The organism is Campylobacter sp. BCW_4323 (assembly GCF_001763115.1).
In the GTDB taxonomy this organism is placed as follows: Bacteria; Campylobacterota; Campylobacteria; order Campylobacterales; family Campylobacteraceae; genus Campylobacter_D; species Campylobacter_D jejuni.
The window spans coordinates 23,981-37,665 of sequence record NZ_MJYC01000027.1 but is presented as its reverse complement, the minus strand read 5'-3'; the positions used below and the strand labels follow the sequence as shown (position 1 = coordinate 37,665).

Sequence of the window (13,685 nt, the reverse complement as noted above, 5' to 3'; positions counted from 1 at the left end):
GATCTCCAAAGAAATCATTTAAAACTTTTTTCCAAAACCTTATCAATCAGTCCATATTCTTTAGCTTCTTGTGCTGACATGAAAAAATCTCTTTCTGTATCTTTTGCTATTTTTGTAACTTTTTGCTTAGTATTTTTTGCCAAAATATCATTAAGTATAGTTTTAAGTCTTAAAATTTCTTTAGCTTGAATTTCAATATCTGTGGCTTGACCTCTAGCTCCACCTAAAGGTTGATGAATCATAATGCGTGAATTAGGCAAAGCAAAACGCTTTCCTTCTGCGCCACAACTAAGCAAAAATGCTCCCATAGAAGCAGCTTGTCCTATGCAAATCGTACAAACATCAGGTTTGATATAGTTCATAGTATCATAAATACTAAAACCACTTGTAATGACACCGCCTGGAGAATTAATATAAAGATAAATATCTTTTGTAGGATCTTCAGCTTCTAAAAAAAGAAGTTGTGCTACGATAGAAGCAGCAAGTTCATCATGAATTTCGCCACTTAGCATAATAATTCTATCTTTTAAAAGGCGTGAATAAATGTCATAACTTCTTTCACCACGACTAGATTTTTCAATAACATAAGGAATAAACATTATTTATCTTCTTTCTCTTTTTTGCTCGCTTTTTCCGATTTTTCTGTTTTTGGCATAAAAATATCATTAAAAAGTTTTTCTTCAATCAAAGCCATTTTCACAGCAGGTAAAGCTCCTTGTTTTTTATAGTTTTCTAAATGCTCTTTTGGATTCATACCATAGCGATATGCTTCAAAATAAATCGCTTGAATCAATTCTTGATCATTTACCTCAATCTTACGTAATTTTGCAAGCTCATCAATAATAAAAGTAAGTTTTACACTTTTTTGCGCTTCTTCTTTAAAAGAATCACGTTTTTCTTGGTATTTTTCTTTACTTGCTTTAAGCTCTTCGATTTCTTTTTCACTAAAAGTATTAAAAGCTGCACGCATTTGCATATCAGTTTCTTGTTCTACTATGCCTTTAGGTAAATCAAAATTATATTTTTCAATCAAAGCATCTGCAAATTTACCTTTTAATTCGTCATTTACAAGTTTAAAAAGCTTTTCATTTTTGATTTGCTCTTTTAATTTTTCATCTAAAACTTCAACACTAGCTTTTTCTTCTCCTGGTAAAAGTTTTTTAAGCATTTCTTCATCAAGTTCTGGAATTTTAAGCTCTTGAATTTCATGTAGTTTTACTTTAAATACGGCATCTTTACCCGCTAAATGCGCTGCACCGTATTCTTTAGGGAAAGTTACTTTGATATCTTTTTCTTCACCTATTTTCATTCCTACCATACCATCTTCAAAACCTGGAATAAATTGCTTAGAACCAATTTCTAAAACATAATTTTCAGCTTTACCACCTTCAAAAGCTTTATCATCTACAAAACCTTCAAAATCAAATTTTGCAAAATCACCTTCTTTTAAAGCTCTTTTTGTTTTTATAGCTTCAGGAGTAGCAAAACGCTTTAAAAGTTCATCTTTTTTCTCATCAATTTCTTTTTTACCTACTTTTGGAGTTTGGTATTCAGGAATGAGTTTTTCATAACCCTCAAGTTTGATTTCAGGTTTAAAAGAAAGTATTAACTCAGCAATAATTTCTCCATCTTTACGATCAAATTTTTCAAAATATGGCTCACCTACAAGCTCTTTACTTTCTTTTTTAAGTTCTTGTAAAGCACTATTTACAGCAGATTTAAAAAGATTTTGTTCCGCGTCTTGAGTGAGTTCTCTTTCATATCTTTTAAGTACAGCACTTACAGGAACTTTTCCTGGTCTAAACCCATCCATTTTTACACTTTTAGAAGCTTTTTTTGCTAAATTTTCTACTTCACTTTTGATCATTCCTGAAGGAATTTTTACACTAGCAGTCGCATTAACAGAATCTAGTTGCTTTGCCTTTACTTCCATAGTTTTTTTCCTTATAAAATAAAATTTGCTTTCAATGATAGCAAATTTTTCCTTATTACTTGCATAAAATTTTAAAGTAATTTATGATAAAATTGCAATATTACATTATTATTAAAATATAAAAATATTTTTGGAGAAAAATTTGCAAAAAAAATTTGAAGATTGTGTTAAAACTATGCTTGAAATTATAGGAGAAAATCCAAATCGTGAAGGGCTTATTAAAACACCAAATCGTGTTTTTAAAGCTTATAAATTTCTTACTAGTGGTTATACGCAAAATGTCAAAGACATTTTAAATGATGCTTTATTTGAAAGCTCTAATAATGAAATGGTTTTGGTGCGTGATATAGAATTTTATAGTCTTTGCGAACATCATCTTTTACCTTTTTTTGGGCGTGCTCATGTAGCCTATATCCCTAATAAAAAAGTAGTAGGTTTAAGCAAAATTCCACGCCTTGTAGAGGTGTTTGCAAGAAGACTTCAAATTCAAGAACAACTCACCGAACAAATTGCACAAGCTTTAATGGAAAATGTCGATGCTAAAGGTGTTGGCGTAGTCATAGAAGCAAGACATATGTGTGTTGAAATGCGTGGAGTGCAAAAAGCTAATTCCACCACTACAACTTCAGCTTTGCGCGGAATTTTCTTAAAAAATGAAAAAACCAGAGAGGAATTTTTTTCTCTCATAAACTCTGCTAAACAGGTAAGATTTTAATGAATCTTGAAAAACTACGCTCCAAACTTGGTAAAGAAAATTTAAGTGCTATCTTTGGAGAGATTACAAAAATTTCTGCTACGAGTATAGAAATTCGTGGGCTTAAAACAGGGGTTGGAGATATAGTAAAGCTAGTTTCCAATGAAAATGAAAATTTAAACACTCTAGCTATGGTTGTAGAAATCAAAGAACAATTTAGCTATTTAAGCCCATTTTCTTTTATAGAAGGTTTTAAAATAGGTGATCGTGCTTTCATAAGTGATGCAGGTATGCAAATAGGCGTTAGCGATGAACTTTTAGGCAGAGTAGTAGATCCTTTTATGCGTCCAAAAGATGGTAAAGGAGCTATAGAAGTAAGTAAATATATGCCTATAATGCGTGCACCTATTGATGCGATGAAAAGAGGGCTTATAGAAGAAGTTTTTCCCGTGGGTGTTAAAACCATAGACGCGCTTTTAACTTGTGGTGTAGGGCAAAAACTTGGTATTTTTGCAGGAAGCGGAGTAGGAAAATCCACTCTTATGGGAATGATAGTTAAAAATTCCAAAGCTCCTATAAAGGTAGTGGCACTCATAGGAGAAAGGGGGCGTGAAATTCCTGAATTTATACAAAAAAATTTAGGTGGAAAGCTCGATGATACAGTGATTATTGTTGCTACAAGTGATGATAGTGCTTTGATGCGTAAATACGGTGCTTTTTGCGCAATGAGTGTGGCAGAGTACTTTAAAGAACAAGGTAAAGATGTACTTTTTATCATGGATAGTGTAACACGTTTTGCTATGGCGCAAAGAGAAATAGGACTAGCTCTTGGGGAGCCTCCTACAACCAAAGGTTATCCACCAAGTGTTTTAAGTCTTTTGCCTCAACTCATGGAAAGAACGGGTAAAGAAGAAGGTAAAGGCACTATAACGGCCTTTTTTACCGTTTTGGTGGATGGCGATGATATGAGTGATCCAATCGCCGATCAAAGTCGTTCTATCTTAGATGGACATATTGTTTTAAGTCGTGAATTAACAGACTTTGGAATTTATCCTCCTATTAATATACAAAACTCTGCTTCAAGGGTAATGAGTGACATTATAAGTCCTGAGCATAAACTTTGGGCAAGAAAATTTAAGCGTTTAAACTCGCTTTTAAAAGAAAATGAAGTATTGCTTCGCATCGGTGCTTATCAAAAAGGAAGTGATAAAGAACTTGATGAAGCTATTTCTAAAAAAGAATTTATGCAAAAATTCTTAGGACAAAATCCTGAAGAAAGCTTCGAATTTAATCAAACTTTAGAGCTTTTAAGTCAAATTGATACACCAAATACTCCTTTGCCACCAACTCAAAATATAAATGTAGGAAGTGCAAGTGCAACCTTGCCTAATCCTAATTTAAAATAAAATTATTTAATAAAATAATCTCCATCAAAACTGATTAAAGAATATTTCCTTTCATCGCCTATACTTTGAGTTAATTCTTCTATGCTTAAAAAACTTAGCGTATCAGCTTCTACATATTCACGTACTTCTTCAGCATTTTTATTTGCACTGATAAGTTCTTCAAAAGTTGGAGTATCTATACCATAAGTATCAGGAAATTTGATCTCAGGACAAGCTATGGCAAGATGGATTTTGCTCGCTCCTGCAGCACGCAGTAAAGAAATGATTTTTTTAGAAGTAGTGCCACGCACCAAACTATCATCAATGACTACGATTTCTTTGCCTTCTAAAACTTTACGCATAGGGTTAAGCTTTAGTTTTACTTTTAAATTTCTAAGCTCTTGAGTTGGCTCTATAAAAGTTCTTCCTACATAATGATTTCTTACTATTGCCATTTCAAGAGGGATTTGTAAATATTGCGCAAAACCTATAGCTGCACTTACTCCACTATCTGGCACAGGCACGACAAAGTCTGCTTTATAAGCAAATTTTTTAGCTAAAGCTTCGCCCATTTTTTTACGCACTTCATACACGCTTTTACCTTCTACTATGCTATCAGGTCTAGCAAAATAAATGTATTCAAAAGCACAAATTCTAGGAGTTTGAGAAAAAAGTTCTATACTTTCAAATTTATCATTTCCTTGAGTAAAAATAAGCATTTCCCCTGGTTTAACATCACGAATAAATTCAGCCTCTATAAGATCAAAAGCACAAGTTTCACTAGCAACTATATAGCCTCCATCTTTTAAACGTCCTAAAGATAAAGGACGTACTCCATGAGGATCTCTTACAACATAAAGTTTATCTTTGCTTGCTAAAACAAAACAATAAGCCCCTATACATTCTTTTAAACTCTCAATAAATCTATCTTTTAGACTTTCTTGCTTACTTCTTGCGATAAGATGGACAACATTTTCTGTATCCATATTGGTTTGAAAAATAGCCCCATCTTGAATAAGTCTTGATCTTACTTCTTCTTTATTAACTAAATTTCCATTATGCGCTAAAGCAATATCACCTAAAACCGAAGTAGCTGCTATGGGCTGAGCGTCATTTAAACTTGAATTTCCTGCTGTAGAATAGCGATTATGCCCTATAGCGATTTCACCTTCTAAAGTTTTTAGATTATCAGGATTAAAAATTTGACTCACTTCACCTTTAGCTTTAATAGTCTTAATATTTTTACCATTACTCACACTAATACCACTTGCCTCTTGCCCACGGTGTTGCATAGCAAAAAGCGCATAATACGCATAAGTGCTAGCATTTTTTGAATTGATAACTCCTACAACTGCACACATTTTAAATTCCTAAAAAATCATTGATTGAATACATTTTTGCTTCTTGCTTACTAAGCCAAATAGCGATTTTAATCGCACCTTTAGCAAAAGTCGCCCTTGAAGTAGCGGTATGATTAAGTTCTAAAAATTCTCCATCTTCATAAAAACCTACTGTATGGCGTCCTACTATATCGCCACCCCTTAAACTCATCACGGCAATCTCATCTTTGCTTCTTTCACCTATAATGCCATCTCTTCCACTTACTCTTACTTTTTCAAGTTCTAAATTTCTAGCTTTTGCTACACTTTGGGCTAAAGTCATAGCTGTACCACTTGGGGCATCTTTTTTATGGCGATGATGCATTTCTAAAATTTCTATATCAAAATTTCTTAGCATTTGACTCGCTTTACTAGCAAGATAGTTTAAAACTGCAACACCTAAAGACATATTGGTCGCATAAAAAATCGGCATCACTTCACTAGCACTTTGCATCAAATGTAAAATTTTCTCATCAAGTCCTGTTGTACCTATTACCAAAGGTTTAGGCATAGTTCTTGCATAATTTAAAAGCTCATGAGTTCCACTTGGGGAAGAAAAATCAATAATCACATCGCTTTTTTCAAAAAGCTCTTCTAAATTTCCACCCTTATCATAAAGTATCGAAATTTGTGCTTGCGTTTCGCTTTTTAAACATTCTTCAATTTGTTTTCCCATGCGTCCTTTAGCGCCATAAATTCCTATTTTAATCATCTTTTTCCTTGAAAATAAAATATTGATTTTAGCATTTATTTTGTAAATTTTAAATAATAAAATTAAGCTTTATAATTTTTTAATTTATATAAATTATCTAACAATTTTGCTTCTTCTCCTAAGCCCTTGCTATGATAAAATTTTAAATTTTTACTAAGATATTTTTGTTCTACCCAGCCACCAAAATCATGTGGATAAAGATAGTCTTGTTTTTCTTGATGATTGTTGTTAAGATAATTAGGTATTTCTAAAGCTTCATTATTTTTTACATAGTTTGAAGCTTCATTGATAGCTTTGTAGCTTGCATTAGATTTGATTGTGCTTGCTAAATAAACTACGCATTGGGCTAGGATAATTCTTGCTTCAGGATAACCTATATTTTTAACAGCTTCCAGAGTCGAAACTGCTAAATTTAAAGCATTTGGATCGGCATTTCCGACATCTTCACTTGAAAAAATCACCAAACGCCTAGCGATAAAATCCGCACTTTCTCCTGCATCAATAAGTCTTGCAAGATAATAAATAGCTGCATCAACGTCACTTCCGCGTAAACTTTTTATCATTGCACTTGCTAAAATATAATGTGTATCTTTTGAGCTAACACCTTCACTATTTATGGTGTTGCGAAGTTTTTTAAGATTTTCAAGACTGATATGTTTTTCATCTAAAACCAAGACAAATTCAAGCAAATTTAGCATAGCTCTTGCATCAGCACTTTTAAGTAGAAAATCTTTAGCTTCTTTATCAATACTAAATTTCATTTTTTCTTGTACACGCAAAAGTAAAGTTTCAAGTTCCTTTACCCCTAAAGATTTAAATTCGAAAAGCATGGAACGACTTCTTATGCCAGAACTTAAAACAAAATAGGGATTTTCAGTGCTTGCGCCGATTAAAATTAAACGGTAATTTTCCATAGGAATTAAAAGCATTTCTTGTTGGGTTTTGCTAAGGCGGTGAATTTCATCAATAAAAATTAAAGGCTTATAAAGACTATTTTTATAATTATCTAAAATTTTTCTTAGTTCTTCGAGTTTAAAATTTCCTCCATCAAATTCATAAAAATCTAAGCCAAATTCTTTGGCTACAACTCTAGCAAAAGTTGTTTTTCCAGAACCTGCCGTTCCAAAAAAAATACTATGAGGAAGTTTTTGTAAAGCAGTAAATTTTTTGAAAATTTCTATAAGCTCATATTGTCCTAAAATATCATCAAAATTTTCAGGGCGAAAGGTCAAAGCTAGGCTCATTAATTTAAATCCATATTTGAAAATTCACTACCATTAATTTTTAGTTGAGGATTGGCTAAGCTATCATAAGATAAATTTAGAAAAAAGTTATTATTTTCTTTTAAAAAATATTGATTTAAACCTCCATAATCTTTTGTCCAAGGAAAAATTTCATCAGGCTCATCTGAACTGATAACTTGTAATTTTGCTTGATAAGAGTTGTTAATATTTAAATTGCCTTGTAGACTGATATTTTGTTGATTTTTTTCAAGAATTAAATTTTGTATTTTTAGATCAAGATTTTTTTGAATAAAATGAGAGATATTGAAATTTGAGTTAAGAAATTTATTTATGGTTATGTTAAATTTTGTTTTGTCAAAATTCAAATTTTGACCCAATAAAGATTTAAGATCAATATCAATTTCATTAGATTTTCCTTGTATGTTTAAGTTTATTGTTGAATTTTCTTCATTAAAATTTACTTGGTTTTTGCTATAAAAAGAATTGATTTTATTATTATTTAGAACAAGATAATCAAAGTTGATCTCTTGTTGGCTATCGCTAAATAAATTTAACTCATAAAATTGTACAGGATTGTTAAAAAATTGTTCGTAATTTAAATTTTGCAATACAAATTTAGTATAAAATTGAGAAAAATCAATCATATCAAAATGTATTTTAATGTTTTTAATTTCTAAATTTTTATTCATTAAAGCTTCAATATATCCGCCGTTTATTATGGTATCTCCGCCTTCATTGCTTAAATTTATATCTTTAATATTTAGAAATATTTTAGGGTTGTTATCGTGTAATTTGAGAGTAAAAGTTCCTAATTTATTGTTTTTTAACACTTCATCTAAAAAATCAAAAGGATTTATAAAATTTCCTTTTATAATTTTATTTAAGAAAAAATAATTATTAAATTTAAGGTTGATTTTGGTTGAAAGCTGTGTATGAGAGTGATTTAAAGTAAAACTTCCTTTAGAGGTTAAAAAACCTTTTTTGAAGTAAATATCTGTAATTGTATAATCAGGATTGCTGTTTTTAATAAATTTATTAAATAAAAGTTCGTTAGTGTATCCTATATAAAATATATGAATAATAAAACCTAATATAAAACAAAAAACAATAAAAATCCATTTTTTCATTATTTGCCTTAGATGAAAATATAAGTGTTATTTTATAAATTGCTTGTTAAAAAAGAGTTTAAATTTTTATTTAAGAGTGATGAAGTAGTTTAGTAAAGAATGATTTTTATAAATCCCTTGTTAAGGGATTTATATTAATAAGCTTTTTTATAACATTGAATTTCAATTTTTCTAGCTACTGGAATAGCCTGAGTATTTGGCGTAGCAGGTGTTCCATAAGAAATTTTACTTTCTAAAAAATTTCCAACCTGTAAATCTTTAAAAGTTCCATCTTTATCTGTTCCAAAAATACCACAATCATCCATTTCTATTTCGGTATTTGGTAGAACTTTTATAGCCATTTGTCCGCCATAAATAGAGTCAATAAGCAAGGTTTTATTGTTATCATAAATTTGTGCAATAGTACCTTCAAGTTTTAGACTATCTGCAAAAAGCATTGAGCTAGCTAAAAGTGCTGATGCGAATAAAATACTTTTTTTCATAATTATTTCTCCTTCAATGTAAAGTGATAACATTATAAACTTTTTAAGTGAAGTGAATGTGAAGTTAAAATTTTGACTTTTTAGTTTTGATAATATTATGCAACTTATTATATTTTGACTATCGTTACTTCTAGTTGTAAATTTAAAAGAGTGAATACTTTATCAAAAATAATTAAAAATTATTTTTTTATTCTTGTTTAAAATGGTTACATTAAAAAATATATTTTTTCCAAAAAGCTATAAATTTAAACACATATAAGTTGGACTTAAAATATCCTATTTTATTATCGAATAAAAATGATACAAAAGGATAGGATATGGAAATTTTTTTAGCTTTATTGGGTTTTTTCTCATTAGGATTGATAGTTTGGCTTTTGCTAAAAGATTATACTACTCCAGCATTAGCTTTTATAAGTGTAAGTATTAGTGTAGCTTGTATTTTACTTATTCTTGAGCAACTTGGTTTTGGCGTGGGTGCAGCTTTAGGGGTTAAAGGAGGTGTTTTTGATATTAAAACATTGGTTGCTTTTATTAAAGATGGAGTCAAAAGCGTAACGGATACGGCAGCTTTGTTTGTTTTTTCTATACTCTTTTTTAGTGTTTTAAATGCAAGTGGTTTTTTTACTAAAATTTTAAATGCATTTTTATCAAAAATGAAAGCTAATGTATATCAAGTTTGCATTCTTACTGTTTTTATTGCTGCTGCTGTGCATTTAGATGGTTCAGGTGCTTCTACTTTTCTTATTGGAATACCTGCATTATTACCTATTTATGAGCGTCTAGGTATAAGAAAGACTTCAATGTTATTGATTATTACTTCGGCTATGGGGGTTATGAATGTTATTCCTTGGGGTGGTCCTACTTTAAGAGCGGCTACTAATATAGGAATGGATGCAAATTTGCTTTGGCACCATATTATACCTATTCAGATTGTAGGTTTGGTATTATCCCTTCTTTTGGCAATTTGGATTGCTAAGATAGAAATAAAAAGAGGTGCAGGCGCAGGTAACTTGTCGGGAATAAATTTAAATATAGAAAAAAGCGAACACCATAATGAAAAATGGTTTTGGTTAAATTTACTTGTAGCTATTGGGGTTATTGGGCTTTTAATTAGTGGTATTTTTCCTAGTTATATTTGCTTTATGATAGGACTTGCAATAATTTTACCGCTTAATTATCCTAATTTAAAAATAGCTAAAAAAGTTTTAGATCGTGCAAGTGCTGGTGCAATGCTTATGTATATTACTTTAATTGGTGCTGGGATATTAATAGGCGTATTTGATAAAAGTGGTATTATGGAGAAAATGGGTGTTTTGATTTTAAATTTTGTTCCAGATTATTTAGGCGCTTATATTCCTTTGATGGTAGGGATATTAGCTGTTCCAATGGCAATTATTTTTTGTACAGATTCTTATTTTTATGGAGTGATGCCTATAGTTTTGAGTGTAACTAAGGCTTTTGGCGCTGAACCTTTGACTATAGCTATTATCATGGTGATAGCAAGAAATTGTGCGACATTTATTTCTCCTGTTGTGCCTGCAACTTTGCTAGGTTGCGGTTTAGCAGAGGTTAATATTAAAGATCATATCAAAAGAAGCTTTTTTTATATATGGGGTATAAGTATTATTTGCTTGATTTTTGCTGAGGTAGCTGGGATAATATAATTAAAATAAAAAAACTTTTGATTTTTCAATGATTGGTTCATTGTTTTATGATATTTTTGAGTCAAAAATTTATAAAAATATAAGCGTTTTTTTGTATTATTTTATTTTGCTTTAGAGAAAAATTATAAATTTAAACTTATAAGAATATTTTTTAACGTTGAAAGTAAATTTTAAAACGGAGAAATGATGTACAAAAAACAAAATTTACCAGAACTTACCTTAAGGGGTTTGATTTTGGGAAGTATTTTAACTATTATTTTTACAGCTTCAAATGTATATTTGGGGTTAAAAGTGGGACTTACTTTTTCATCATCAATTCCAGCTGTGGTCATCTCCATGGCGGTTTTGAGTCTTTTTAAGACTTCAAATATTTTAGAAAATAATATGGTTCAAACTCAAGCTTCAGCAGCAGGAACTTTATCATCAGTTATTTTTGTTATCCCAGGACTTTTTATGTGTGGGTATTGGAGTGAATTTCCACTTTGGCAAACTTTTATGATATGTCTTTGTGGTGGTGGACTTGGAGTGCTTTTTACTATACCATTAAGAAGGGCTATGGTAGTTGAAAGCAAACTTGCTTATCCTGAAGGTAGGGCCGCAGCTGAAATTTTAAAAGTAGCCAATAAAGATCAGAGTAATAAAAAAGGAAAACAAGGTATTAAAGAAATAGCATTAGGCTCTTTTATAGCTGCTATTTTTAGTTTATTAAGCAATGGTTTTAAACTCACTGCAAGTGAGAGTAATTTTGCTTTCATTTGGAATAAAATGGCTTTTGGTTTTTCTATGGGATATTCTTTGGCACTTTTAGGAGCAGGTTATTTAGTCGGTTTAGCAGGTGCTATAGCTCTTTTTGTAGGTATGTTTTTAGCTTGGGGTATTTTTACTCCTTATCTTTCAAATTTTGAATTCGATAGTGCAAAAAATGCCGTAGATTTAGCTTCTAGTGTATGGAGTTCTAAAGTAAGGCTTATAGGAACAGGAGCTATTGCTATAGCAGCGCTTTGGACTTTAATAGAACTTTTAAAACCCGTTATTGAAGGTATTAAAGAAATTGTTAAAAATGTTAAAATTACTAATCAAGAAAAAAATGAAAGAACAAATATAGATCTTTCTTTAAAAAGTATTTTTATACTTTTTGTTTTAATGGTTGTGGGTTTATTTATTACTTTTTATAGTTTTGTTGAAGATGCTAACTTAAGCATTTATTATCAAATGCTATTTTCATTTGTTGGAACTTTAGTTTCTGTTTTAATAGGTTTTTTTGTTGCAGCAGCTTGCGGATATATGGCAGGACTTGTAGGATCTTCTTCTAGTCCTATTTCTGGAATCGGACTTATTGGTGTTATTATTTCTTCTATTGTTTTTTTGGTTTTAGGTGTGGAACTTTTTCAAGATCCTATGCTTTCTAAATTTGCAGTAGCGTTAGCTATTTTTACTACTAGTGTTATTTTGGCTACAGCTGCTATTTCGAATGACAATTTACAAGATTTAAAGACAGGGCATTTAGTCGGAGCTACTCCTTGGAAGCAACAAGTTGCTTTACTTGTAGGCTGTGTTTTTGGTGCTTTGGCTATAGTTCCTGTTTTAAATTTGCTTTATCAAGCCTATGGTTTTGTTGGGGCAATGCCAAGAGAAGGTATGGATGCTTCATCGGCTTTAGCAGCACCGCAAGCGAATTTAATGAGTACTATCGCTCAAGGAATTTTTCATCACAATATAGAGTGGGGTTATATGGCTTTTGGTGTATTTGTAGGAATTTTAATGATTATTATAGATAAAATTTTAAGAAGAACACAGAAGATGTCTTTGCCACCTTTAGCCGTTGGAATAGGTATTTACCTTCCACCTGCTGTAAATATACCTTTAGTTATAGGCGGAATTTTAAAATATATTGTAATGCAATACTTAACTAAAAAATATGCAAAAAATTCTCATAAAGAAGAAAAACTTGCAAGTTGTGAGCAAAGAGGCACGCTTTTTGCTTCAGGGCTTATAGTGGGTGAAAGTATTTTTGGGGTAATTATCGCAGGAATTACTGTATTTTCAGTAAGCATGGGTGGTAGTGAAAATCCTTTAGCTTTAAATTTAACAAATTTTCATGATAGCGAGCTTTTAGCACTTATCTTTTTTGTGGGAGTTGTATTATATTTCATTAAGCGTATTGTTAAAAAAGATGCTTAATTTTTGGGGTTAAAACCCCATTTAATCCATTCTGATATAATTTTTCTTTTGCAATTATCATTCAAGGATTAAAATGGAAAATTTATATGCTTTAATACTTGGAATTATAGAAGGTCTGACTGAGTTTTTACCTGTTTCTTCAACAGGACATATGATTTTAGGTACGACTATTTTAGGTATTGATATAGATGAGTTTTGGAAAAGTTTTTTGATTATTATCCAGCTTGGTTCTATTTTGGCGGTAATTTTTGTATTTTGGCGTAAATTGTTTCAAGGGCTTGATATTTGGTTAAAACTTGCAGTGGGATTTTTTCCTACTGGAGTTATAGGGCTTTTTGTGGCAAAATACTTAAATGCTTTATTTAATGGTTGGGTTGTGGTTGGAATGCTCATTTTTGGTGGTGTTGTGCTTATTCTTATAGAACTTGCGCACAAAAATAAACAATATCGTATCAATTCTTTAGAAGAAATAAGCTTTAAACAAGCTTTTTGTATAGGTATTTTTCAATCTTTAGCCATGATTCCTGGAACTTCAAGAAGTGGAGCAAGTATTATTGGTGGACTTTTGCTAGGATTTAATAGAAAAGTTGCGGCTGAGTTTAGTTTTTTGCTTGCCATTCCAACGATGATTATCGCTACAGCTTATAGTATTTATAAAGAGCCTGAATTACTGAGTAACGCAAATTCTTTAATTCCTTTAAGCATAGGTTTTATCACTGCTTTTATTGTTGCAGTTTTAGTTATAAAATTTTTCTTAAAATTTATTTCTAAATTTAATTTTATCTCTTTTGGAATTTATCGCATTATTTTGGGGCTTATTTTCTTTTATTTATATTACAGTGGGATTTTAAATATAGGAAATGAGTTTAACTTATAAAGATAAA

At 30.7% G+C, this 13,685-nt stretch carries 12 protein-coding genes; 5 read left to right on the top strand and 7 right to left on the bottom strand.

Features of this window, described 5'->3' with window-relative positions; translation table 11 throughout:
• Positions 1 to 14 precede the first annotated feature (14 nt).
• Complete coding sequence (gene clpP, locus AJN60_RS01265) at positions 15 to 599, bottom strand: ATP-dependent Clp endopeptidase proteolytic subunit ClpP (RefSeq protein WP_002861003.1); 585 nt, start codon at positions 597 to 599, stop codon at positions 15 to 17.
• Positions 599 to 1,933 carry a trigger factor gene (gene tig / locus AJN60_RS01260; RefSeq protein ID WP_002870675.1) on the bottom strand — a complete coding sequence of 445 codons (1,335 nt, stop codon included), beginning with the start codon at positions 1,931 to 1,933 and terminating at the stop codon, positions 599 to 601. Before tig ends, clpP begins: the two co-directional genes overlap by 1 nt.
• Before the next feature lie 142 nt (positions 1,934 to 2,075).
• Here tig and folE point away from each other — a divergent pair, with 142 nt between their 5' ends.
• Both folE and fliI read left to right on the top strand, forming a co-directional pair.
• A complete protein-coding gene (gene folE, locus AJN60_RS01255) occupies positions 2,076 to 2,648 on the top strand; it encodes a GTP cyclohydrolase I FolE (protein WP_070285731.1) in 573 nt (190 codons plus the stop codon).
• Positions 2,648 to 4,033: a flagellar protein export ATPase FliI gene (fliI, locus tag AJN60_RS01250; protein WP_002854283.1), complete on the top strand. Its 1,386-nt coding sequence runs from the start codon at positions 2,648 to 2,650 to the stop codon at positions 4,031 to 4,033. Before folE ends, fliI begins: the two co-directional genes overlap by 1 nt.
• A 2-nt stretch (positions 4,034 to 4,035) precedes the next feature.
• On the opposite strand, the gene purF is transcribed toward fliI, so the two are convergent.
• From purF to AJN60_RS01225, 5 genes are all read right to left on the bottom strand, one after another.
• Complete coding sequence (gene purF, locus AJN60_RS01245) at positions 4,036 to 5,373, bottom strand: amidophosphoribosyltransferase (RefSeq protein WP_002851896.1); 1,338 nt, start codon at positions 5,371 to 5,373, stop codon at positions 4,036 to 4,038.
• Between the two features lies 1 nt (position 5,374).
• Entirely contained in the window at positions 5,375 to 6,103 is a 729-nt protein-coding gene (dapB, locus tag AJN60_RS01240) for a 4-hydroxy-tetrahydrodipicolinate reductase (protein ID WP_052802346.1), read from the bottom strand.
• A gap of 62 nt (positions 6,104 to 6,165) precedes the next feature.
• The gene (locus AJN60_RS01235) at positions 6,166 to 7,347 is read right to left on the bottom strand and encodes a replication-associated recombination protein A (protein WP_070285730.1); all 1,182 of its coding nucleotides are present in this window, start codon (positions 7,345 to 7,347) and stop codon (positions 6,166 to 6,168) included.
• Positions 7,347 to 8,474: a hypothetical protein gene (locus AJN60_RS01230; RefSeq protein ID WP_070285729.1), complete on the bottom strand. Its 1,128-nt coding sequence runs from the start codon at positions 8,472 to 8,474 to the stop codon at positions 7,347 to 7,349. The genes AJN60_RS01235 and AJN60_RS01230 overlap by 1 nt, the downstream gene beginning before the upstream one ends.
• Positions 8,475 to 8,608: 134 nt before the next feature.
• Entirely contained in the window at positions 8,609 to 8,956 is a 348-nt protein-coding gene (locus AJN60_RS01225; protein WP_002851849.1) for a hypothetical protein, read from the bottom strand.
• A 317-nt stretch (positions 8,957 to 9,273) separates the two neighbouring features.
• Between AJN60_RS01225 and AJN60_RS01220 the strand changes: the two genes are divergently transcribed.
• The 3 genes from AJN60_RS01220 (at position 9,274) to AJN60_RS01210 (ending at position 13,678) form a co-directional block, all read left to right on the top strand.
• Positions 9,274 to 10,620 (top strand): CitMHS family transporter, encoded by a 1,347-nt coding sequence (locus AJN60_RS01220; protein WP_070285728.1) that lies wholly within the window; start codon positions 9,274 to 9,276, stop codon positions 10,618 to 10,620.
• Positions 10,621 to 10,803: 183 nt separating this feature from the next.
• Positions 10,804 to 12,801, top strand: coding sequence for an OPT family oligopeptide transporter (locus AJN60_RS01215; protein ID WP_074470014.1), 1,998 nt, complete (start codon positions 10,804 to 10,806; stop codon positions 12,799 to 12,801).
• Between the two features lie 73 nt (positions 12,802 to 12,874).
• Positions 12,875 to 13,678 carry an undecaprenyl-diphosphate phosphatase gene (locus AJN60_RS01210; protein WP_070285727.1) on the top strand — a complete coding sequence of 268 codons (804 nt, stop codon included), beginning with the start codon at positions 12,875 to 12,877 and terminating at the stop codon, positions 13,676 to 13,678.
• The last annotated feature ends 7 nt before the right edge of the window (positions 13,679 to 13,685 follow it).

Excerpts from the sequence above, each read along its gene's own strand:
- clpP (WP_002861003.1), bottom strand. The coding sequence starts at position 599 with ATGTTTATTCCTTATGTTATTGAAAAATCTAGTCGTGGTGAAAGAAGT.
- tig (WP_002870675.1), bottom strand. The coding sequence starts at position 1,933 with ATGGAAGTAAAGGCAAAGCAACTAGATTCTGTTAATGCGACTGCTAGT.
- fliI (WP_002854283.1), top strand. The coding sequence starts at position 2,648 with ATGAATCTTGAAAAACTACGCTCCAAACTTGGTAAAGAAAATTTAAGT.
- purF (WP_002851896.1), bottom strand. The coding sequence starts at position 5,373 with ATGTGTGCAGTTGTAGGAGTTATCAATTCAAAAAATGCTAGCACTTAT.
- dapB (WP_052802346.1), bottom strand. The coding sequence starts at position 6,103 with ATGATTAAAATAGGAATTTATGGCGCTAAAGGACGCATGGGAAAACAA.
- AJN60_RS01235 (WP_070285730.1), bottom strand. The coding sequence starts at position 7,347 with ATGAGCCTAGCTTTGACCTTTCGCCCTGAAAATTTTGATGATATTTTA.
- AJN60_RS01230 (WP_070285729.1), bottom strand. The coding sequence starts at position 8,474 with ATGAAAAAATGGATTTTTATTGTTTTTTGTTTTATATTAGGTTTTATT.
- AJN60_RS01225 (WP_002851849.1), bottom strand. The coding sequence starts at position 8,956 with ATGAAAAAAAGTATTTTATTCGCATCAGCACTTTTAGCTAGCTCAATG.
- AJN60_RS01220 (WP_070285728.1), top strand. The coding sequence starts at position 9,274 with ATGGAAATTTTTTTAGCTTTATTGGGTTTTTTCTCATTAGGATTGATA.
- AJN60_RS01215 (WP_074470014.1), top strand. The coding sequence starts at position 10,804 with ATGATGTACAAAAAACAAAATTTACCAGAACTTACCTTAAGGGGTTTG.
- AJN60_RS01210 (WP_070285727.1), top strand. The coding sequence starts at position 12,875 with ATGGAAAATTTATATGCTTTAATACTTGGAATTATAGAAGGTCTGACT.